At 67.1% G+C, this 20,206-nt stretch carries 17 protein-coding genes and 1 tRNA gene; 10 read left to right on the top strand and 8 right to left on the bottom strand.

Annotated features, from left to right (window positions below):
* Positions 1-113: 113 nt before the first annotated feature.
* A complete protein-coding gene (locus AB0L57_RS24820) occupies positions 114-434 on the top strand; it encodes a hypothetical protein (protein WP_364966600.1) in 321 nt (106 codons plus the stop codon).
* Positions 435-648: 214 nt separating this feature from the next.
* A tRNA-Arg gene (locus AB0L57_RS24825) sits at positions 649-721 on the top strand.
* Between the two features lie 621 nt (positions 722-1,342).
* On the opposite strand, the gene AB0L57_RS24830 is transcribed toward AB0L57_RS24825, so the two are convergent.
* Positions 1,343-2,281: an undecaprenyl-diphosphate phosphatase gene (locus AB0L57_RS24830; protein WP_364967039.1), complete on the bottom strand. Its 939-nt coding sequence runs from the start codon at positions 2,279-2,281 to the stop codon at positions 1,343-1,345.
* Between the two features lie 886 nt (positions 2,282-3,167).
* Here AB0L57_RS24830 and AB0L57_RS24835 point away from each other — a divergent pair.
* Positions 3,168-3,761 carry a TetR/AcrR family transcriptional regulator gene (locus tag AB0L57_RS24835; protein WP_364966603.1) on the top strand — a complete coding sequence of 198 codons (594 nt, stop codon included), beginning with the start codon at positions 3,168-3,170 and terminating at the stop codon, positions 3,759-3,761.
* 93 nt (positions 3,762-3,854) lie between these two features.
* Entirely contained in the window at positions 3,855-4,343 is a 489-nt protein-coding gene (locus AB0L57_RS24840; RefSeq protein WP_364966605.1) for an FBP domain-containing protein, read from the top strand.
* Positions 4,344-4,496: 153 nt separating this feature from the next.
* Here the strand turns inward: AB0L57_RS24840 and AB0L57_RS24845 are convergent, their stop codons facing one another.
* On the bottom strand, positions 4,497-5,072 hold the full coding sequence (locus AB0L57_RS24845) for a TetR family transcriptional regulator (RefSeq protein WP_364966608.1): 576 nt from the start codon (positions 5,070-5,072) through the stop codon (positions 4,497-4,499).
* A 105-nt stretch (positions 5,073-5,177) separates the two neighbouring features.
* Between AB0L57_RS24845 and AB0L57_RS24850 the strand changes: the two genes are divergently transcribed.
* Positions 5,178-6,347, top strand: a complete 1,170-nt coding sequence (locus AB0L57_RS24850; RefSeq protein ID WP_364966609.1) for an FAD-dependent oxidoreductase — start codon at positions 5,178-5,180, stop codon at positions 6,345-6,347.
* Positions 6,348-6,354: 7 nt separating this feature from the next.
* Here the strand turns inward: AB0L57_RS24850 and AB0L57_RS24855 are convergent, their stop codons facing one another.
* The gene (locus tag AB0L57_RS24855; protein ID WP_364966612.1) at positions 6,355-6,777 is read right to left on the bottom strand and encodes a hypothetical protein; all 423 of its coding nucleotides are present in this window, start codon (positions 6,775-6,777) and stop codon (positions 6,355-6,357) included.
* A 154-nt stretch (positions 6,778-6,931) separates the two neighbouring features.
* On the opposite strand from AB0L57_RS24855, the gene AB0L57_RS24860 reads away from it, so the two are divergent.
* From AB0L57_RS24860 to AB0L57_RS24875, 4 genes are all read left to right on the top strand, one after another.
* Positions 6,932-7,606 carry a hypothetical protein gene (locus tag AB0L57_RS24860; RefSeq protein WP_364966614.1) on the top strand — a complete coding sequence of 225 codons (675 nt, stop codon included), beginning with the start codon at positions 6,932-6,934 and terminating at the stop codon, positions 7,604-7,606.
* A gap of 130 nt (positions 7,607-7,736) precedes the next feature.
* A complete protein-coding gene (locus AB0L57_RS24865) occupies positions 7,737-9,149 on the top strand; it encodes a metallophosphoesterase (RefSeq protein ID WP_364966615.1) in 1,413 nt (470 codons plus the stop codon).
* A gap of 62 nt (positions 9,150-9,211) precedes the next feature.
* The gene (locus AB0L57_RS24870) at positions 9,212-9,748 is read left to right on the top strand and encodes a MarR family transcriptional regulator (RefSeq protein ID WP_364966618.1); all 537 of its coding nucleotides are present in this window, start codon (positions 9,212-9,214) and stop codon (positions 9,746-9,748) included.
* A gap of 68 nt (positions 9,749-9,816) precedes the next feature.
* A complete protein-coding gene (locus tag AB0L57_RS24875; RefSeq protein ID WP_364966621.1) occupies positions 9,817-10,878 on the top strand; it encodes a hypothetical protein in 1,062 nt (353 codons plus the stop codon).
* A 95-nt stretch (positions 10,879-10,973) separates the two neighbouring features.
* Here the strand turns inward: AB0L57_RS24875 and AB0L57_RS24880 are convergent, their stop codons facing one another.
* The 5 genes from AB0L57_RS24880 to AB0L57_RS24900 all read right to left on the bottom strand — a co-directional run bounded on the left by AB0L57_RS24880 (position 10,974) and on the right by AB0L57_RS24900 (position 16,723).
* A complete protein-coding gene (locus AB0L57_RS24880; RefSeq protein WP_364966624.1) occupies positions 10,974-11,750 on the bottom strand; it encodes an enoyl-CoA hydratase in 777 nt (258 codons plus the stop codon).
* Between the two features lie 104 nt (positions 11,751-11,854).
* Positions 11,855-12,748, bottom strand: coding sequence for a 3-hydroxyisobutyrate dehydrogenase (gene mmsB / locus AB0L57_RS24885; protein WP_364966627.1), 894 nt, complete (start codon positions 12,746-12,748; stop codon positions 11,855-11,857).
* Between the two features lie 144 nt (positions 12,749-12,892).
* Positions 12,893-13,975 carry an enoyl-CoA hydratase/isomerase family protein gene (locus AB0L57_RS24890; protein WP_364966629.1) on the bottom strand — a complete coding sequence of 361 codons (1,083 nt, stop codon included), beginning with the start codon at positions 13,973-13,975 and terminating at the stop codon, positions 12,893-12,895.
* An 85-nt stretch (positions 13,976-14,060) separates the two neighbouring features.
* Positions 14,061-15,200 (bottom strand): acyl-CoA dehydrogenase family protein, encoded by a 1,140-nt coding sequence (locus tag AB0L57_RS24895; protein ID WP_364966631.1) that lies wholly within the window; start codon positions 15,198-15,200, stop codon positions 14,061-14,063.
* A 2-nt stretch (positions 15,201-15,202) separates the two neighbouring features.
* Entirely contained in the window at positions 15,203-16,723 is a 1,521-nt protein-coding gene (locus tag AB0L57_RS24900; protein ID WP_364966634.1) for a CoA-acylating methylmalonate-semialdehyde dehydrogenase, read from the bottom strand.
* 224 nt (positions 16,724-16,947) lie between these two features.
* On the opposite strand from AB0L57_RS24900, the gene icmF reads away from it, so the two are divergent.
* Positions 16,948-20,193 (top strand): fused isobutyryl-CoA mutase/GTPase IcmF, encoded by a 3,246-nt coding sequence (gene icmF, locus AB0L57_RS24905; RefSeq protein WP_364966637.1) that lies wholly within the window; start codon positions 16,948-16,950, stop codon positions 20,191-20,193.
* The last annotated feature ends 13 nt before the right edge of the window (positions 20,194-20,206 follow it).

Raw genomic sequence — 20,206 nt, forward strand, 5'->3', positions numbered from 1 at the left:
CCGAGCGGGTGCGCGCTACCAGCGGGGACCCGCCACGGCACCCCCGGCATCCGGGCGAAACCTCGCGAACCCCCGCGATACCTTCCGATACGACGAAGAGAGCGCAAACGCCGATGCCGAACACCAGCGCCAAATCCGCGAAGGCGATCCGCGCCGCCGCCAAATCCGCCCCCGGCGGGGCGGTCAACGGCGACGATCCCCGGTCCCGCATCCCCTGGTGGCTGATCGGCGCGGTGCTGGTGATCGTGGCGCTCGTCGTCGTGCTGGCGGTCTATCTGATCCCGAAATCGCGCCACCACGCCGACAAGGACAAGTCCGATCAGTCCCCCACCGGCCAGATGGACGGCGAACTTCCCGGCGGCATTCCGGGAATTCCCGGCATCCCCGGTATGCCCGGCGTACCCATGCCCGGCGAACCGATGCCCACCGGCTAGCAGCGCCACCGGTCGGACATTGCGTTCTCACCGACCCGACCGTTCGAACTCCACCGTGTGGGGGCCTTTCCCCGATTCGTCGCGGCGTGCACGCTCGTTCGGACCCGCTGCATCCCTGCTCGGAGCGGCCTTTTGGTACACGCGGTGTGATGCGATACGCTTTCTCCGCCCGATCGGACGACGTGCAAACCGATGTCGACCGGGTCCAATCCCCGCCCTCGTAGCTCAGGGGATAGAGCGTCTGCCTCCGGAGCAGAAGGCCGCAGGTTCGATTCCTGCCGAGGGCACAGTTGACGAAGGCCCCCGACCGGTGATTCACCGGTCGGGGGCCTTGCTGGTTTGCGACCTCGGCCGGCCCGAATGTCACGAGTTCGTTCCGCGGTTCGCGCACGTACCTACTTCCGCACCCAGCCTTCGGCCCTGTCCGGCAGATTCCCCCACGAAACTGCGGATCCTCGGAACTCGGACTCCATCCGGCGGCCCCCGCGATGCCATGGCGCTTCCCCATCCCGGAGGCCGGGACAGCAGCACGTCGGGGGCGCCGGCCGGGTGGGCCGTGTACTCGTCGCGGTCGCCGACGGGCAGCCACACGTCCGGTTGACCGGGTGAACGAGGAATTGTCGGTCCGGGTCCGGTGGCTCGGCGTCGTATGCGGCGACCGGCGCTCCGGCCGCCGCATCCTGGGCCGACCAGTAGCCGCGACCGGCACCGAGTTCCACCGGCGGCCGGCCGTCACAGAACCGGGGCGGCGTTCATCGCCCAGCACCCCGGCCGGTTCCGCACGACGGTCCGCCGTCAGCGAGCTCTCCCATGCCACCATGTCTGTTCTGCCACAAGCCATTTCACGGGGATTGATGCCGAACTCACGCTCGCCACCGGACCCCGGCCGCACGCGGACGAACCCGTGATCATCCGAAGTGGACGATCGACAGCACCCCGGCGATCAGGCAGTACACCGCGAATGGCAGCAGGGTGCGGGTCCGGAAGTAGTGCTCCAGATAGCGCACCGCGAGCCAGGAGGTGATGCCGGAGACGATGGCGCCCAGCAGGATCGGGCCCCAGATCACCTCGGCCTTCGGCGTCACCAGGTCCGGAAGGTCGACGATGCCCGCGCCGAAGATGGCGGGGGTGGCGAGCAGGAAGGCGAATTTGGCGGCGTGCTCGTGTTCGAGGCCACGCCACAGACCGCCGACCATGGTCAGACCGGCTCGGCTGAATCCGGTCAACAGGGCACCGGCCTGGGTGAAGCCGATCGCCAGCGCGTCGTCCACGTCCAATGCGGCCAGGCGGCGGTCGGTTTGGCGGATCGAACTCGTTGTGACGGTGCGGGTTCCGCGGTGGACCTTGCCCAATGCGAAGCGGCGGCCGTATTCGGCGAGGGTGGGTTCGTTGCGGCGGCGCAATCCCTCGCCGACGATCAGGACCACGCCGTTGAGCGTCAGGAATATCGCGGCGAACAACGGCGCCGCGAACAACTCGTGCAGTAGATGCCCGAGGATCGGGCCGAGGACCGCGATCGGGACGGTGGCGAGCATGATCAGCCGGGCCAGTCGTTGCGACACCGTCTCCAGCCGCCGGGTGCGCACCATGGTCAGGAATCCGGTGACGATGGCGTACCAGTCACGCCAGTAGTAGATCAGCAGGGCCACCGCGGTCGCCACATGCAATGCCACGACGAAGGCCAGATAGGTTGCGGCGGCATCGGTTCCACTACGTCCGGGCAGCCGGGCCCAGCGGCCGCCGAGCCAGGAGGCGACGAGAACGGAATGTCCGAGACTCGAGATCGGGAACAGCTCGGTGAAACCCTGCACCGCGCCGATCACCATCGCTTGGAAATAGGTGAGCATCGCGGAGGAGCTTCGCACGCCCAGCTCAAAGGTTGCTGTGAGCGCGGAAACGCTTAAGTAACTGTGGCACAACAAATCTCGAATAGTCCGATATGTCGGAAGTTGATCTTCGGTGAGTGGCGCGGAGGCCGGTGCGCACGAAGCGCGGGACGACCGCCATGCGTGGCGGAGCCCGTCGCGGCAGCAACAGCCGGAATCGGACAGATCATGGTGAACATCGGCACCGCTGTCAGTGGGAATGCGAAACCCATTGCCAGCGTGCTCATTCCGCATGCTTCCCAAAGGCACTGGGCCAGGTGGAGGAACATGGAGGTGCCGGCCATCGGGCCGGAGACAAATCGGCGACGAGGTGGCCCCGGCCCCTACTACGGCGCCGATGAAGCCGTACACCAGCACGGCCACCGCACCGGGCGCGGCCACCGCACCGGGACGTCCGACTGAGCGCGGCGGGACGCGGCGGGCGCGTGGCGGCGGGCAGCGGGACGCGGCAGGACGCGTGGCGGCGGGACGCGGCGGGACGCGGCGGCGCGCGGCAGGACGCGGCGGCGCGCGGCAGGCGGATACCCAGCACAGTCCGGTGGCGCTGGAGTGCGGATCGCGCCGGATACGTGGCAGCGCCACATTCATGACCGTGATGTCGAGGACGATCATCAGCCGGCACGGCAGCACCGTGACCGTCACCACGCCCGCACCGCGAGCGGCCGACGGACACCGCCGGTTCGGATCGCGAAATCGTGGAAGCAGACACAAAGGCGGACAAGGATGCTTCATCGCATGCGGTACAAACGGAGAGAAGTCTCCCCTTTTGATGGAGATAGCATGTGGAGAAGTTCTCCGCTTGCCGCCGAACCAATCGGAGAGTTCGTCCGTTTCCAATGGAGGAATCGTGAACGCACCGTCGACACAGGGGCCCGCGTGCGCTGCGGGGCCACGACCGATGCGCGCGGATGCGCGGCGCAACTACCAGCGCATTCTCGAATGCGCGCGGGAGGCGTTCGCCGAACACGGCCCCGAGGCTCCGCTCGACGATGTCGCCCGCCGGGCCGGTGTGGGGCCGGGCACCCTCTACCGTCACTTCCCCAACCGGGATGCGCTCATCGAGGCCGTGTACCGGTCCAGCATCGAAGGCCTGGCCGAACTCGCCTACCAGCTGATCGAAACCCACCCGCCACGCGAGGCGTTGGAGTTGTGGTTCCGCGCCCAGGTGGATTACGTGATGGACAAACGAAGCCTGGCGGTGACGCTGAAGGCGGCGATCGACCGCGGCTCGGAAGCCTTCACCTTGTGCTCGAAGCTCATCACCGAGGCCGCGACGGCGGTGATGCGGCCGGCACAGGACGCCGGACTGGTTCGCCCCGAGCTCGAACCGCGCGATCTGCTGCGACTGGGCCACGGCATCGGCGTCGCGTGCGACAACTCGCCCGAGGCCGCCGACCGGCTCATCGCGGTCACCCTCGCCGGACTGCGCACCGGCGACTAGACCCGGCACGCGCGATATTGGATTGCCCGCGACCACCGCAGGCCGTAGCCTCGCTCCGTTTCCATTCATCCATCCGGAAAGGGAGTGACAACCATGCAACCTCTGACCGAACGCGAGATCCGCTCGTCGTTCGTGAACTGCTCCAAGGGCGATGCCAAACGCATGCCCGTACCGCGCGATCTCGACGATCAACCGTGGGACGACCTGGACTTCTTCGGCTGGAACGACCGGTCGATGCCGGGCCGTGCCTACCTGGTGACCCCACATGAAGACCGGCTGGTCGGCATCGCCCTGCGGTACGAAACAGGCGGATCGGGCCGGGCCCAGCTCTGTTCGATCTGCCTCACCACCCACACCGGCAGCGGGGTGTCGTTGCTCACCGCGAAGAAGACCGGCGAGTCCGGGCGGCGCGGCAACACGGTCGGGATCTACATGTGCACCGATCTCGCGTGTTCGCTGTATGCGCGCAACAAGCGGCGCCCGGCCCTGGGCAATCGCTATCGCGAGGATCTGACCGATGAGCAGAAGGCCGAACGAGTGCGCACCAATCTGAGCGCATTCGTCGACCGGCTCTCCAGCTGATTCCGTGACGAGGAGCTCCACCGACAGATCGGAGGTAGATGCCGTGCGCCGACACTCGACAACCGCACGTCGTCCCCGAAAGCCCCGAGACCGGCCCACCGGACTCGGGGCTTTTTCATATCCGGACCGAAATGACCTGCCACCGACTATCTTTCACTCCGGCGACGAGGTCAGGTACCGCTGCAGCGTGGCACCGATCGTGGTGACGATCTGTTCGGGCGCCAAGTCGACCACCGGCGCGAGCCGCAGTACATAGCGGCACACCGCCAGCCCGATGATCTGGCTGACCACCAGTCCGGCCCGCCGGGGCGCGTCCACGGGATCACCGACGGCGGTCACCATCGGCATCAACTGCTCGGCGAAGACGCGCTGAAAGCGTTGCGCCACGGCGCCATCGGAGATCGAGGAGCGCAACAGCGCCAGCAACAGCTCATTTCCGGGCGCGGTCTCCCACAATTCCAGGAAGCGCCGAGCGATCGTCTCACCCAGGGCGTCCTGCTCCACCGCACTCAGATCCGGCAGCCCCAGATCGACGTTCAGCGCGGCATCGAACAAACCGTCCTTGCTGCCGTAGTACCGGATCACCATCGACGGATCGATTCCGGCGTCGGCGGCGATCGCGCGAATGGTCGCCTTACCGAATCCCCCGCGGGCGAAATGCCGGCGTGCCGACTCGAGGATGGCCGCCCGGGTGGTGTCGGAGCGGCGCGGAACAGTTTCCGAAGTCATGCCAACAAGCGTAGGCCAACAACTGTTGACTATCCAGCGCGAACCGTCCTACACTCAAGTCAACATTCGTTGGCAAACACCTGTTGGCAATACTGAGGAGTCGACATGACCAGCACCGTTCCCGCCACCGCGGAGGTCGTCATCGTCGGAGCCGGTCCCGCCGGGCTCACCGCCGCCATCGTCCTCGCCGATGCCGGCGCCGACGTGGTCGTGCTGGACCGGCTGGCCGCGGGGGCGAACACCTCACGCGCCGCGGTCGTGCACGCCCGCACCCTGGAGGTACTCGACGACCTGGGTGTCACCCCGGCTCTGCTGGAGCGGGGCCTCGAGGTTTCACACTTCGTCGTGCAGGACGGCACCCACCGGCTGGCGACCGTCGGTTTCTCCGGGTTGCCCACACCGTTCCCCTACACCTTGATGATCGGCCAGGAGACCACCGAGGCGGTGCTGCTGGATCGGCTGCACACGGCCGGAGGTTCGGTGCTGCGCCCCTGCGAGGTCACCGCGATCGCTTCGGCCGAGGACGGTGCTGTCGTCGAATTCACCGACCCGGCAGGCAATTCCGGAACGATCCGGGCGCGGTTCGTAATCGGCACGGACGGGATGCACAGCCAGGTGCGCGAGGCGGCCGGGATCGGATTCACCGGGGCCACCTATCGGGAATCGTTCATATTGGCCGATGTCCGGATGGATTGGCCGGCGCCGCGGGACCAGGTCTCGCTGCATCTGTCACCAGGGGGTGTGACCGTGGTGGCACCGCTACCCGATACCGAACAGGACCGGTTCCGCATCGTGGCCACCGTCGCCGAGGCACCGGAACACCCCAGCTTGGAGCAGGTGCAGGCGCTGCTCGACGACCGCTGCCCGGGCGCGCGGGTGCGGGAAGTGCTGTGGAGCTCGCGTTTCCGTGTTCACCACCGGCTGGCCGAGCACTATCGCGCGGGACGGGTCTTCCTGGCCGGTGATGCCGCCCATGTTCACAGCCCGGCCGGCGGACAAGGGATGAACACCGGTATCCAGGACGCGGCGCTGCTGGGCACACTGCTGGCCCGGGTACTGCGCGGCGAGCCCGAGGCGCTGCTCGACGACTACGAGCGGACCCGGCGGCCGGTGGCCCTGGACGTGGTGTCGTTCACCGATCGCATGACCCGGATGGCCACGCTGCGGCAGCGACCCGCGCGGGCGGTGCGCAACACCGTCATCCGGCTGGCGACCCGCGTCGGGCCGGTCCGCACCGCCCTGGCCTACCGGATGGCCGAACTGGCCAACCGGTGAAATACACTCAGGCGCAGGTCAATCCGAATTCCGCGGTGGCCGTTCCACCTGCCACCACATCGACCTGGCGGACGGTTTCGGTGCCCAAGCGGCAGCCCATCGGCACCGAGGTCACCTGGACCTGATAGCAGTCGGCGGCGAAGTCCTGGTGTACGTGACCGTCTCGTCCGGTGGTCAGCGTGGTCGGCGCCGAACCCGCCTGACAGCTGGTGACACCGACGACGAGTCCGGCTGCGGCGTACTTCTCCGGACCGTGGGTCGCGACCACCTCGATCGTGCCGTTGTCGCCGCCGGCCTCGCTCTTACCGGTGGCGCTCGGGGCGGCGGCACTGGTGCCGGAATTGCCATTGTGGTCATCGGCGTCGGCGGAGCAGGCGAACGTGGGCAGGACGAGTGCACACAGCGATATCGCGAACAGTATGCGGCGCACCTGATCTCCTCTCATGGAAATGGACGTCTCACTGTAGGCGCAGTCGGCGCGCATATCGGTCCCGATGAGCGGGACCGCGCGTCGGATCCACGGCGGTCCGGAGTAGACGACACTAGCGTCGTCGCAGCGCAGCGCCGCCCGTGAAAGGATTCGAATGAAACTGATGTACCTGCTCTGGGGCCTGGAGTCCGCCGACGCGCTGCATGCGCCGGCATTGCACCGGCGCCTGGCCGCGGCGGGCGCCACGGACCTGCAGATCAACGTCTGTGACGCCGATGTGGCTGCGGCGCAATTGCGCATCAACACCTACGACCGACCGGTGGCCGCCGTGGTGAGCGTGTGGAGTGAGGCCGACAACGGGCCGATCACCGAGGCGCTGAACACGGTCGCCGAACGGATCGACGGCTGGATCGTGGAGGAACGCGAACCGCTGCACACCCCGCGCCCGCCGGACGGCACCCGCTACGATGCGCTGGCCAATATCGCGCTGCTGCGAATTCCGGCCGAACTGAACCGCGAGCAGTGGCTGCGGAACTGGCACGACCGCCACACCACCGTGGCGATCGAAACCCAGGCGACCTTCGGTTACGTCCAGAACACCGTGGTCGCGGCCGTGACACCCGGGCCGCGGGTGGACGGCCTGGTCGAGGAGTTGTTCCCGATGGCCGCGATGACCGATCAGCACGCGTTCTGGGGCAGCGACGGCGATGCCGAGGAGTTGCGGCGCCGGGGCGAGCGAATGATGGCCAGTGTGGCCACCTTCGGCGCCGATCGCGATCTCGATGTGATCCCGACCAGCCGCTACCGTTACGACCTGCGCGGGGCCTAGTCCGGTCCGGACTCACCCACCGGCCGGCCGGCCGTGTCCGGGTCCAGGCGGCTCGGGTCGAAGCGTGGTGTGCGGGCATCGGTAGGGTCTGCGGCGGACCGCGACCACGACCGCCGGAGGGAACACCGAGATGACCTGCTGCGGAACCGATCGCCGCCGCGTACTGGCCGCCCTCGCCGCCGCCGCGGCCACCTCGGTCGTACCGTTCACCGGTTCCGCTCGGGCCCAGGCCAATTCGATGATCGCCACCGATCTCGAGGTGGTGACCGTTACCGACACCTCGGCCGTGCTCACCTGGACCACCCTGGCGGCCGATACCGGCGGCACCCCGGTCCCGGTGCAGGCCGGCACCGAAATACGCCTGGCCCCAGCCGATTCCGTGACACCGCCGCGACCGGTGTCGTTCTCCGGCAGCGATCGCACGCCATACCACTACGCCCAGATCGAGGGACTGGAACCGGGCCGTCGCTACCGCTTCGAGGCATGGTCGGACGGCGTCCGGGCGGCCCCGGCCGCCGATCTGGTCACCCATCTTCCCGGCGCACCCGAATGCACCGGCGAGTTCGGCACGCTCACCCCGCCACCCGGCCGGCTGCTGCGCACCCTCGCACTGTGCAACGACGTACACCTCGGCGAGGAAGTCAGCGGCCTGATCGCCGCGGGACTGCCGCCGGGCGTCCATCAGGAACCGGAACTGCCGCCATATCCGGAGGTGATGCTGACGGCGCTGCTGGACGATCTGCGCCGCCCCGACCGCGCGGCCGATCAGCTGGTGCTGGCCGGCGATCTGACCGCCGAGGCCACCCCGGAACAATCCCGCGCGGTGCGGCGGCATCTGGATGGCTGGGGTGTCGCGGGCCGGGACTGGTTCGCGACGCGTGGAAATCACGACCGGCCGCATACCGGCGCCGACTACACAGCCTGTCCGGTGGTGGCCGATGATCATCACGACTGCTGGGGCGAATCCTTCCTTCCCCCAGGACAATCCACCGAGCACCGGCTCGGCGGCCTGCGGCTGATCGGACTCGACACCACCGAACCGGACGGCTCCGGCGGCAGTATCGGGCCCGGCCAGTTCGATCGGCTCCGGGAATCGCTGCGCGGCGATCCGGACCGGCCCACGATCGTGTTCGGCCATCATCCGGTGACGGCCGAATCGGGTCTGACCAATATCGCGGGCCCGGGTTTCGTGCTGAACCGAACCGATGCGCTCACTCTGCAGCAGCTGTACCAGTCGGCACCGGGGGTGTTCTTCCATCACGCGGGCCACACTCATCGCAATCGCCGCACCCGGCCGGATATCCCGCTACGGGTGGAATTTCTGGAAGTGGGCGCGGTCAAGGAATATCCGGGCGGATATACCCTGCTGCGCCTGTACGAGGGCGGCTACATGGTCAATTTCCACAAGACGCGCACACCGGACGCGCGCCGCTGGAGCACCCGCAGCCGGGCCGAGTACGTGGGCCTGATGCCGGATTACACCCTCGGCACCACCGCCGATCGCAACCATGTTGTGCTCGGAGATCTTTCGGGGCTGTCCTGATTTCACCGGTGGTGAGAGTGCGGACCACACCATTCGGACAGCCGGGCAAATACACTCGCGGTATGGCAGCACCACGCCCGCTCCCGCTGGATCCCATCGAAGAGGCCCACCGGCAGTGGACCTCGCACGGCTGGGGCGATGTCGCCGACGGTATGGCCGCGGTGACCTCCCTGGTGCGGGCCCAGCAGATCGTGATGGCGCGAGTGGACGAGGCTCTGCGCCCGTCCGGGCTGACCTTCTCCCGCTACGAATTGCTGACCCTGCTGGGTTTCAGCAAGTCGGGCGCCCTGCCCATGGCGACGGCCAGCGCCAGGTTGCAGGTTCATCCGACGAGTGTCACCAATACCGTGGACCGGCTCGAGGCCGCTCAACTGGTCAAACGAGTACCACACCCCAGCGATCGCCGGGCAACCCTCATCGAGATCACCGACGCGGGACGCGAGCTGGCGGCCGCGGCCACCCGTGAACTGAACGCGAAGGTCTTCGCCCGACCTGGCCTGCCGCCGGATCGCGTCGAACAGCTCCTGCGCCTGCTGGCGGAATTCCGGCACGACGCCGGCGACTTCGACTCCGGCGAGGAACCCACCCGCTGGCTCTGACGGCCCTCAGCATTCCGCCGGCGACATCCCGGTCCGCCGCCTTCCCATCGGCGGCCGGAAGGTTCACCATGGAGCGCATGGTGCTGGTCCTCGGCGTGTCGGCGGGTGCCGGTGGCGTGCGCGCCATGCTCACCCACTCCGATCAGCCGCATCTGCCTCCGATCGATCGCTGTGCGGTGCCGCGGCGCGCGGGCGCCGGCGTCGAGGAACCGGTCTTCGAGGCCATCACGGCGATGCGCGACTCCGCGGCCGCACGCGACGAGTTCGTCACCGGCATCGCCGTGACCGCCCGGTGCGCACTGCACGCCGACGCCATCCGGGCCGCGGCCGGGCGCAGCCGGCTCACCGTGATCGACGAACCCGTGGCGCAGTTGCGCTATCTGCGGTTCACCGGGCAGCTCCCCGACGACGGGGCGGTTCTGCTCTACGACCTCGGCAGTGCCGGGTTGACCCTCACCGAGGCCGACTGCCGCACCGAGGCCATCCTCGCCGGAACCCACAGCACCCTGCTCGGCGGTGACGGCCACGATGCGCTGTTGCGCTGGCGCCTGGCGCACAGCGGGGTCGATATCGACATCGGCACCAGCCGCGCGTACAAGGAACGACTGAGTTCCACTCCCGTCCTCACCGCCGGGGATCCCGCCACCGGAGAGCGGATCGTGCTGACCCGCAGTGATTTCCATGATCTGGTACTCGCCGGAATCCATCATTCGGTGTCGTATGTGCGGCAGCTGGTCGAGGAGACCGGGGTACCGCCGCGGGCGGTGGCACTGCTGGGCGGATGCACCCGCAGTCCGGGGATCCGCGAAGCGCTCACCCGCCTGCTGGACCTGCCCGTCGTCTACGACCCGGAACCGGATCACGTCTCGGTCCGGGGTGCGGTGCTGATGGCCACCGAACAGCCCGCGACCAGACGGGTGCGGGGTATCCGCTTCGCGCCGCCACCGCCGCGCTCACGAGTGCCGCGCCGCAAGGTGGTCGCCGCACTGATGGTCACCACGGCCCTCGGCGCGACCGTCACCGGCCTGTTGCTGACGGGCCACGACTCGACACATCAGGGGCGCAACGACATCCCCTCCGGGCCGATGGAGGTGGCGGGTACCAGCTCGGACCCCATGCCGGGCAAGTAGTTTCGAGCCGCGAACTCGGTCGGCACTCGGGAATGCGACAAGGGGTCGACCCCGGCCGGCACTCGGCCCGGGCGACCCCTCGTCGAATCCGGAGATCAGCGGTGTTCGAAGTTCGGCGCGCGCTTCTCGACGAACGCGGTCATCCCCTCGGTCTGATCGTCGGTGGCGAACAGCGAATGGAATACGCGTCGCTCGAAACGCAGCCCCTCGGTGAGGGTCGATTCGTAGGAGCGGTTCACCGCTTCCTTGGCGATCATCACCGACGGCAGCGACATTCCCGCGATGGTCTCGGCGACCTGCATCGCGGTGGACAGCAATTCCGCGGCCGGCACCACACGGGCCACCAGACCGGCCCGCTCGGCCTCCTCGGCGCCCATGTTGCGGCCGGTGAGAATGAGGTCCATGGCCTTGGCCTTCCCGACCGCGCGAGTCAGCCGCTGGGAACCGCCCATACCCGGAATCACGCCCAGCTTGATTTCCGGCTGGCCGAATTTCGCGGTGTCGGCGGCGAGCAGGATGTCGCACATCATCGCCAGTTCACAACCGCCGCCCAGCGCATATCCCGATACCGCCGCGACGATCGGCTTACGGAACGCGGTGAGCCGGTCCCAGCCGGCGAAGAAATCACTGAAGAACATGTCCATATACGACTTGGACTGCATCTCCTTGATATCGGCACCGGCGGCGAACGCCTTCTCCGACCCCGTCAGCACGACCGCACCGACGCCCTGGTCGGATTCCAGTTCGTCGAGTGCGGCGGTGATATCGACGAGCACCTGCGAATTCAACGCGTTGAGTGCCTTCGGCCGGTTGAGGGTGATCACCGCTACACGTCCGGTGCGCTCCAGCAGAATGGTCTCGAAGTCGGTCACATTGTGTCCTTTCTCGGTACGAAACTCCGGGCCCTGGTGGTGACGCATGCTGCCGCCTCCGGGCCCCGACCGCTCATACCGGGTGCTTTCTGGGCTTTCGCCGGCTACTCGCCGGAACGGCGGCGAATATCGGTGACGATAGCGGAGAAGTCCTTGTCACCCGCCGACCGGTTGAACTGCTCGTAGATATCGGCGGCCAGCAGGCCGAACCGGCCCTCGACCCCGTTGTCGCGCAAGGCATTCGCGGCCAGGCCGAGGTCCTTGTTCATCAGCGCGGTCGCGAAACCCGGCTGATAGTCGTTGTTGGCCGGGCTGGCCGGCACCGGGCCGGGGACCGGGCAATAGGTGGTCAGCGACCAGCACTGGCCCGAGGCGGTGGACACCACGTCGTAGAACTTGTCGTGGGTCAGGCCCAGCTTCTCCCCCAGCACGATCGCCTCGGACAGCCCGATCATCGAGATGCCCAGCATCATGTTGTTGCAGATCTTGGCGGCCTGGCCCACACCGGCACCGCCGCAGTGCACGACCTTGCCACCCATCACGTCCAGGACCGGCTGCGCCGTGCCGAAATCCTCGGCCTCACCGCCCACCATGAAGGTCAGCGTGCCGGCCGTGGCACCACCGACACCGCCGGACACCGGAGCGTCCAGCGCCCGATGTCCCGCTGCCACAGCCACTTCCGCGGCCCGCTTGGCATCGGCGACGTCGATGGTGGAGCAGTCGATGAACAGGGTTCCGGGCTTGGCGGCGGCAAGCACATCGGCGTAGACGTCGAGCACGATCCGCCCATTGGGCAGCATCGTTATCACGATGTCGGCTTCGGCCGTCGCCGCGGCGGCGGTGTCCAGCACGGTCGCGCCGTCCGCACGCGCCTGCTCCTGAGCCGCCGGTACCGGATCGAAGGCAAGCACCTCATAGCCGGCCCGCACCAGATTCGCGGCCATCGGGCCGCCCATGTGGCCGAGCCCGAGGAAGGCCACCTTTGTCGTCACACTCATCGTTGCTCCTGAAATTTGCGGGACACCCGCACCCGGTCGCACCGGCGACCAGCTGCGCGATTGTCGATCACCGTTGCTCCTGAAATTTGCGGGACACCCGCACCCGGTCGCACCGGCGACCAGCTGCGCGATTGTCGATCACCATTACTGCTGTGTCTCGCTCAGCCCGAGTTCCTTGTCCCCCAGATCGGCGAAATAACTGTCCACCAGCGCATCGGACACCTCGGACAGAGTCGCGGGCGACCACTGGGGGTTGCGGTCCTTGTCGACCACCTGGGCGCGGATGCCCTCGACCAGATCGTGCGTGGTCAGCGCCGCCACCGAGACCCGGTACTCCTCGTCGAGCGCCTGCTCGAGGTTCACGGCGGCGCGGGCGTTGCGCAGCGACCGCAAGGTGACCTTCAGCGCCACCGGCGATTTCGCCAGCACATCACCGGCGGCCTTGGCCGCTTCGGGAGCGTCGTAGCCCTGCAGGCGGGCGACGATCTCCTCGACCGTGCCGGCGCTGTAGCAGGCGTCGATCCACGATTGCTGGGCCGCGAGATCGGAGGCCGGCGCGGGCTGCGCGAAGGCCGCGATCGCGGTGTCGGCATCGGTGCGGTGCAGTTCGGCCAGCAGATCCGGAATCCGTTCGGCGGGAACGAAATGATCGGCGAAACCGGCCGCGATGGCATCACCGGCGCCCATCCGAGCGGTGGTCAGCGCCACGTGCGTGCCGAGCTCACCGGGTGCGCGCGACAACAGATGGGTACCACCGACATCGGGGATGAATCCGATACCGGTCTCGGGCATACCCACCATCGACCGTTCGGTGACGATGCGGCGGTTGCCGTGTGCGGACAGACCGACGCCGCCACCCATCACGATGCCGTCCATCACGGCCACATAGGGTTTCGGATAGTTGCCGATCAACGCGTTGAGAATGTACTCGTCGCGCCAGAACCGGCCGCTGGGCGAATCCGCGCTGTCGTGCTGTGAAACCCCGTTGGCCACAGCGTTCTTCGCATCGGTGTGGATGGCGACGATATCGCCACCGGCGCACAGGCCACGCTCACCGGCGCCGGTGAGGACCACCGTGCGCACCTCGTCGTCGATGGCCCAGTCCCGCAGGGTGTCCAGAATCTCCTGTGCCATCGGATGATTGAGCGCGTTGATGGCCTTGGGCCGGTTGAGCGTGATCGTACCGACGCCGTCACGCTTGTCGAACAGGACTTCCGCCTCGGTCATGGTGGTTCCTTTCACGCTGTAGCGATTCGGCATGAACGGGCGCCCTCCGTGGTTACGCGCGCTGCCTTCTCCGGGCGCCGACCGTTCATGCCGCGCCGACTACCGAGCGGGCCACCACGACCCGCATGATCTCGTTGGTTCCCTCGAGAATCTGGTGCACGCGCAGGTCGCGCACGATCTTCTCGATTCCGTACTCGGCCAGATAGCCATAGCCGCCGTGCAATTGCAGTGCCTTGTTGGCCACATCGAATCCGGCGTCGGTGGCGAAGCGCTTGGCCATCGCGCACAGTTCCACCTTGTCGGGGGCATCGGCGTCCAGTGCGTCCGCCGCCCGCCAGAGCAGGGTCCGCGCCGCCTCCAGCGAGGTGCGCATATCGGCGAGGTCGAACTGCAGCGCGGTGTTGTCGAGCAGCCGGGCCCCGAATGCCTTGCGCTGGGCCAGATACGACACCGTCCGGTCCAGCGCGGTCTGGCCGCCACCGAGCGAGCAGGCCGCGATGTTGAGCCGGCCGCCGTTGAGGCCGTTCATCGCGATCCGGAACCCGTTGCCCTCACCGCCGAGCAGATTCGCCGCCGGCACCCGGGCCTCGTCGAGAATGACCTGCCGGGTGGGCTGCGCGTTCCAGCCCATCTTCTTCTCGTTGGCGCCGAAGGAGATTCCGGGCGCATCGGCCGGCACGATGAATGCCGAGATGCCGCGCGCACCCGTATCGTCGGTCCGCGCCATCAGGACGTACACATCGGTGCTGCCCGCGCCGGAGATGAATTGCTTCACCCCGGTGAGCAGATAGTCGTCACCGTCACGAACGGCCTTGGTGTTCAGGGCGGCCGCATCCGAGCCGACACCCGGCTCGGTCAGCGCGTAGCTGGCCAGCAAGTCCATCGAGGTGAGTCCCGGCAACCAGCGATGCCGCTGTTCCTCGGTGCCGTAGCTGTCGATCATCCAGGCGGCCATGTTGTGGATGGAGATGTAGGCCGCGATGGCCGGGCAGCCGGTGGCCAGCTGTTCGAAGATCCGGACCGCGTCCAGGCGGCGCAGTCCCGAACCACCGACATCCTCACCGACGTAGATGCCGCCGAGGCCGACTGAGCCGGCCTTGCGCAGTACGTCGATCGGGAAGTGCTTGCGCTCGTCCCATTCCAGTGCGTTCGGGGCGAGCAACTCGTCGGCGAAACTTCGCGCGGTATCGGCGATCGCCTTCTCGTCCTCGTCGAGTGTGAACATGGTCAGTCCATCGTCGGAATGCTGAAGTGGTCGGCATTCGCGTCGGCGGCGGGCGCGGTCCGCAACCCCTGTGGCCAGCGCTGGGTGACGGTCTTGGTCTTGGTGTAGAAGCGAATCGAGTCCGGGCCGTGCTGGTTGAGATCGCCGAAGCCGGATGCCTTCCAACCACCGAAGGTGTGGTACGCGATCGGCACCGGGATCGGCACGTTCACGCCGACCATGCCGACCTGGACCCGGGCCGCGAAATCGCGGGCGGTGTCGCCGTCGCGGGTGAAAATGGCTACCCCGTTGCCGAATTCGTGCTCGCTCGGCAGCCGCAGCGCCTCCTCGTAGTCCGCGGCGCGCACGATGGCGAGCACCGGGCCGAAGATCTCTTCGGTGTAGATCCGCATCTCGGGCGTGACACGGTCGAAAAGGGTTGCGCCGACGAAGAATCCGTTCTCGGCGCCCGGCACCGTCAGTCCGCGGCCGTCGACGACGAGTTCCGCGCCCTCGTCGACACCGACCTGGATGTATTTGTTCACCCGGTCCACGCCGTCGCGGCCGACCAGCGGGCCGAAGTCGGCACCCGGATCATCGGACCGGCCGACGTTGAGCTTGTCGATGCGTTCGAGCAGCTTGACGCGCAACCGATCCGCGGTCTGCTCACCGACCGGCACGGCCACCGAGATCGCCATGCAGCGTTCACCGGCCGAGCCGTAACCGGCGCCGATCAGCTGATCGGCCACATCGTCGAGGTCGGCGTCGGGCATGACGATCGCGTGGTTCTTGGCGCCACCGAAGCACTGCGCGCGCTTGCCGTTGGCGGTGGCGGTCTCGTAGATGTACTGCGCGATCGGGGTGGACCCGACGAAGCCGACAGCCTTGATCCGCTCATCGGCGAGCAGCGTGTCGACGGCCTCCTTGTCGCCGTTGATCACGTTGAAAACACCCGCCGGCAGCCCGGCCTCCAGGAACAGTTCGGCCAGCCGCAGCGGCACCGAGGGGTCGCGCTCGGACGGCTTGAGCACGAAGGCGTTACCGCAGGCCAGCGCGGGACCGGCCTTCCACAGCGGAATCATGGCGGGGAAGTTGAACGGGGTGATACCCGCGACCACACCCAGCGGCTGGCGCATCGAGTACACGTCGATGCCGGTGCCGGCGCTCTCGGTGTACTCGCCCTTGAGCAGGTGCGGAATGCCGATGGCGAATTCGATCACCTCGAGTCCGCGCTGGATATCGCCCTTGGCGTCGGGGATGGTCTTGCCGTGCTCGCTGGACAGCAGCGCGGCCAGGGATTCCATCTCGTCCTGCACCAGTGCGACGAACTTCATCAGCACCCGGGCCCGCTTCTGCGGATTGAACGCCGCCCAGACCTGCTGCGCCTGCTCGGCGTTCGCGATCACCGCTTCCACTTCGGACACGCTCGCGAGCGGTACCCGCGCCTGCACCTGCCCGGTACTCGGGTCGTAGACGTCACCGAACTTGCCGGACGTTCCGGGCACCTGCTGCCCGCCGATGAAGTGATTGAGTTCGCGAACCATCTCAGTCCTGTTCTCGATGCCTGTGCTCGGATTCCGCCGCCATGCCGGAACGACGCGGTACAAGGTCACCATATAGTTGGACATCCAAGTATTGGATTATCTGTGATCCATCCCACATATAGCAAGGCGACATGCGCCACAGTAGAGTTGTTATGACGTCCTACTGTCGGGACGCCAACTGATGGTGCGCGGAGGTCCGCGCCGGCCCCTGGTTGGAGAATGACATGGCCGAGCTGCACGTTCCGGTCCACCCCGTTCGTTTCGTCACGTCGGCGGCCCTGTTCGACGGCCACGACGCGGCGATCAACATCATGCGGCGCATCCTGCAGTCACAGGGTGCGGAGGTGATTCATCTCGGGCACAACCGCGCGGTGCACGAGGTGGTGGACGCGGTCCTGGCCGAGGACGTGCAGGGCGTGGCGGTCAGCTCGTATCAGGGCGGCCACGTCGAATACTTCGAATATCTGGCCTCCGCGTTGCGCGAGGCGGGTGCGGGTGACGTCCGGATCTTCGGTGGCGGCGGCGGGGTCATCGTGGCCGAGGAGATCGAGCGGCTGGCCGCGGCCGGAGTGCGCATCTTCTCCCCCGAGGACGGTCAGCGCCTCGGGCTGCCGGGCATGATCAACGAACTGGTACAGGCCTGCGATGTGGATCTGTCCACCGATCCGGCGCCGATCGAGGCGGTACTGGCCGGTGAGCGATTCGCGTTGGCGCGCACCATGACCTGCCTGCAGGCCGATGCGCTGCCCGCGGCCGATCTGGAGCGACTGCGGACCACCGCGGCCGGACGCCGTGTCCCGGTCCTGGGGATCACCGGCACCGGCGGCTCCGGAAAGTCCTCGCTCACCGACGAACTCGTGCGGCGGCTGCGCACCGATCAGCAGGACAAACTGCGGGTGGCGATTCTCGCGGTGGATCCGACCCGGCGTCGTGGTGGCGGCGCACTGCTCGGTGACCGCATCCGGATGAACTCGCTCGACGCCGACCACATCTACTTCCGGTCACTGGCCACCCGGGGCTCCCACGAACTGCCCACGAACATCGACGCGATGATCATGGCCTGCAAGGCCGCCGGATACGACCTGGTGATCCTCGAGACCCCCGGAATCGGGCAGGGTGACGCCGCGATCGTCGATCACGTCGATCTGTCCATGTATGTGATGACACCGGAATTCGGCGCGGCCTCCCAGCTCGAGAAGATCGACATGCTCGACTTCGCGGATGTGGTGGCCGTCAACAAGTTCGAGCGCCGCGGCGCCGAGGACGCGCTGCGTGATGTCTCGCGGCAGCTGGTGCGTAATCGGGAGGCATTCGGCTCCGCACCGGAAGACATGCCGGTATTCGGTACCAGTGCGGCAACATTCAACGACGACGGTGTGACCGCGCTGTACCAGTATCTGGCCACCCGGCTGAACGAGCAGGGATTGCCGGTGCAGGAGGGCGTGCTGCCGCGGGTCGAGACCCGGGCGTCCACGCGATTCGCACAGATCATTCCGCCCGGCCGGGTGCGGTATCTGGCCGAGATCGCCGAAACGGTCCGCGATTACCATGCCGAGACGCTGCGCCAGGTGGCCGCCGCGCAGCGAGTGCAGCGCATCGATCAGGTCCTGGCGGAGTTGCCGGAGAGCACATCGGGTTCGGCCAGCGGAGGTTCGGCCGCGCGCGGCGAGCTGTCCCGGCTGCTCGAAGAGGCGACCGGCGAGCTGAGCACGGAATCGGCCACGCTGCTGAAGAATTGGCCGCAGCTGGCGGAGTCCTACCGCGGTGAGGAGCAGATCGTACGGGTCCGCGATCGGGAGATCCGTACCGCACTGCGCCGGACCTCCCTGTCCGACAGCTCTATTCCGCGCGTGGCGCTGCCGCGGTTCACCGATCACGGTGAGCTGCTGCGTTTCCTGCGCGCGGAGAATCTGCCCGGCTATTTCCCCTACACCGGTGGTGTCTTCGCGTTCAAGCGCGACAACGAGGATCCGGCGCGGATGTTCGCCGGTGAGGGCGATCCGTTCCGCACCAATCGCCGGTTCAAGGTGCTCTCGGAGCATTCCGAGGCCAAGCGGCTGTCGACAGCGTTCGATTCGGTGACCCTCTACGGCCACGATCCGGCGTCCCGGCCCGATATCTACGGAAAGGTCGGCACCTCAGGGGTTTCCATCGCGACCGTCGACGATATGAAGGCGCTCTACGACGGCTTCGACCTCGCCGCACCCACCACCTCGGTATCGATGACCATCAACGGTCCGGCACCGACGATCCTGGCCTTCTTCCTCAATGCCGCGATGGATCAGGCGCTGCAACGATTCCGGGACGACACCGGGCGCGAACCCGATGCCGACCAGGCCGCGGAACTTCGTGCCCGCACACTGTCGACGGTTCGCGGCACCGTGCAGGCCGATATCCTCAAGGAAGATCAGGGACAGAACACCTGCATCTTCTCCACCGAGTTCAGTCTGCGCATGATGGCCGATATCCAGGAATGGTTCGTGCGCAACAAGGTTCGCAACTTCTACTCGGTGTCGATCTCGGGTTATCACATCGCCGAGGCGGGGGCCAATCCCATCAGCCAGCTGGCATTCACCCTGGCCAACGGATTCACCTATGTGGAGGCCTACCTCGCACGCGGTATGGATATCGACGATTTCGCCCCGAATCTGTCCTACTTCTTCTCCAACGGCATGGATCCGGAGTATTCGGTGATCGGCCGGGTGGCGCGCCGCATCTGGGCAATCACCATGCGTGACAAATACGGTGCGAACGATCGATCGCAGAAGCTGAAGTACCACATTCAGACCTCGGGTCGTTCGCTGCACGCGCAGGAGATGAATTTCAACGATATTCGCACCACGCTGCAGGCGCTGATCGCCATCTACGACAACTGCAACAGCCTGCACACCAATGCCTACGACGAGGCGGTGACCACGCCCACCGAGGAATCGGTACGCCGCGCCCTGGCCATCCAGTTGATCATCAACTCCGAGTGGGGCCTGGCGATGAACGAGAATCCGCTGCAGGGCAGTTTCGTCATCGACGAGCTGACCGATCTGGTGGAGGAGGCGGTACTCACCGAATTCGAGCGGATCAGTGAACGCGGCGGGGTATTGGGCGCGATGGAGACCGGCTATCAGCGCGGCCGGATCCAGGACGAGTCCATGCGATACGAACACCGCAAACACGACGGCACGCTGCCGATCATCGGTGTCAACACCTTCCGCAATCCGCACGGCGAGGCACATCAGGTACTGGAATTGGCCCGCGGCACCGAAGCCGAGAAACAGTCCCAGTTGCAGCGCACCGAGGAATTCGCCACCACTCATCGCGACAGCGCGCAGGAGGCGCTGGCCCGGCTGGAGACCGCCGCGCGCGGTGACGAGAATGTCTTCGAGGTGCTGATGGATGCCGCCCGGGTGTGCACCCTGCAACAGATCACCGACTGCTTCTTCACCGTGGGCGGGCAATACCGCCGGAATGTGTGACGAGGGGGTCCGA

It is taken from the genome of Nocardia sp. NPDC052254 (assembly GCF_040679495.1).
GTDB lineage: Bacteria > Actinomycetota > Actinomycetes > Mycobacteriales > Mycobacteriaceae > Nocardia.